This window comes from Anaerotruncus sp. 1XD42-93 (genome assembly GCF_009917605.1).
Taxonomy (GTDB): Bacteria; Bacillota; Clostridia; order Oscillospirales; family Ruminococcaceae; genus Anaerotruncus.
In genome coordinates this window covers 1-1416 of record NZ_QZEG01000171.1, presented here as the reverse complement: position 1 = coordinate 1416, position 1416 = coordinate 1, and the positions used below count along the sequence as shown (strand labels likewise).

Below are 1416 nucleotides of genomic sequence, written 5' to 3'. Positions count from 1 at the left end.
GTCAAATAAGGCGGACAAAAACGGGACTTTGCAGAGTAATTTATACGCGCAGTATGCCCGGGATGTACAGGCCCCCAACCTGAACATAACACCTGAAATCCTGTTTAACACTCCACCGTTGGATCATATGGCGCTGCTTGACCATAGGGCGGTAGCCTATACAAAGGCAGATAGGCCCGCAGGTGCTCCGCCGATGTCATCATCCATGTCTGCTCATTACTTCGAAACGTTGACATTAAGAGTAAATCGAAATCGTGCGTTACAGATCGCTGCGCAGTGCTATATGGGAGAAGACAACGGACGAATTTTTTTGCGTACACGACATAGGGATAACAATGATTTCGGTTATGCTCAGTGGCAAGCATGGCAAAGAATTGCTACCGCAGCACCTCCAAAACGCTTTGAGATACCCTATGCGGCCGGGTTTGACAGATGGATATGGGACGGTTTGAACATAGCAAGCTACTACTGCAAAACACAAGAAGGTATCGTCATTGGCTCAATCGCATGCGAAAAGACGGATAAAACGGATATTGCATGTTGTGCTCAAATTGCTGTGCTGCCCGTCGGATTCAGACCCAAAAGTCACTTGTTTCTCCCTGGTATTTTTAGAGATGTCGACCATTTTTATAAGACTTTAGGGGCTATGACTATTGGGACAAATGGATCTGTTCAGTGCCATTACAGCGCGGCTGGCTGCAACAAATTTGTAGGATCGTTTTGCTTTTTGGCGGAATAGCTCTGTCCGGTCAGCTTTTTTAGATTGGAATCGTCAAGCAGATGGGAAGAGCGGAATTTATGATTGCCTGTACATTAGCTCCACTATTCGTAAGGTATATTTTACCGTCCAGGTTAACTCTAATTGATACCACGCCATCTTTGGTTTCATGCACAGATGGCTTCCAAAAATAGTTTTTAGGTCTATATCCCTCTGGGAGATAGGCGATGATTTTATTATCGGCCGTTAAAGTGTTCGGCTGTTTAATATATCCTGTAACATACACAACCTTTCCATCCGCTCCTTTTCGATATTTTAGCGCAGCAGCAGAGTCGTTAGTAGCGTTTATCCACCCATTTATCATAGGGAGAGGTTTCCATTCCTTGTCTGCGCAGGCGCAAGTTGCAGCTTGTGTCCAATTGCCGCTCCATACCCTGTTCCAGACTTTGCGCATGTAAATACAGGAGGTGTTATAACCAAAGGCGATCACATCTTTTCGGGCTCCCTCGGACAAAATCAAGTAGTAATATTCGCAGGATGCAGGTGGCCGATCCTCTGCATTGGCAAGATTGGAGCCTGCAACCCCAAATGCTATCACAGTTCCATCAGCAGCGTTCGCTAAGTCCAGTATAGACGTATAATTATGGTAATAGTGTTTGGCATCAAAAACGGTCCCTGTTTTGTCCGCCTTATTTGAC

At 45.6% G+C, this 1416-nt stretch carries 2 protein-coding genes; one reads left to right on the top strand and one right to left on the bottom strand.

Annotated features, from left to right (window positions below):
- The coding region (locus tag D5269_RS17810; protein ID WP_166545244.1) for a hypothetical protein at positions 1–739 on the top strand (739 nt) is incomplete at its 5' end.
- A 19-nt stretch (positions 740–758) separates the two neighbouring features.
- Here the strand turns inward: D5269_RS17810 and D5269_RS17805 are convergent.
- Positions 759–1416 (bottom strand): hypothetical protein (locus tag D5269_RS17805; protein WP_166545243.1); only part of this gene is annotated, 658 nt, incomplete at its 5' end.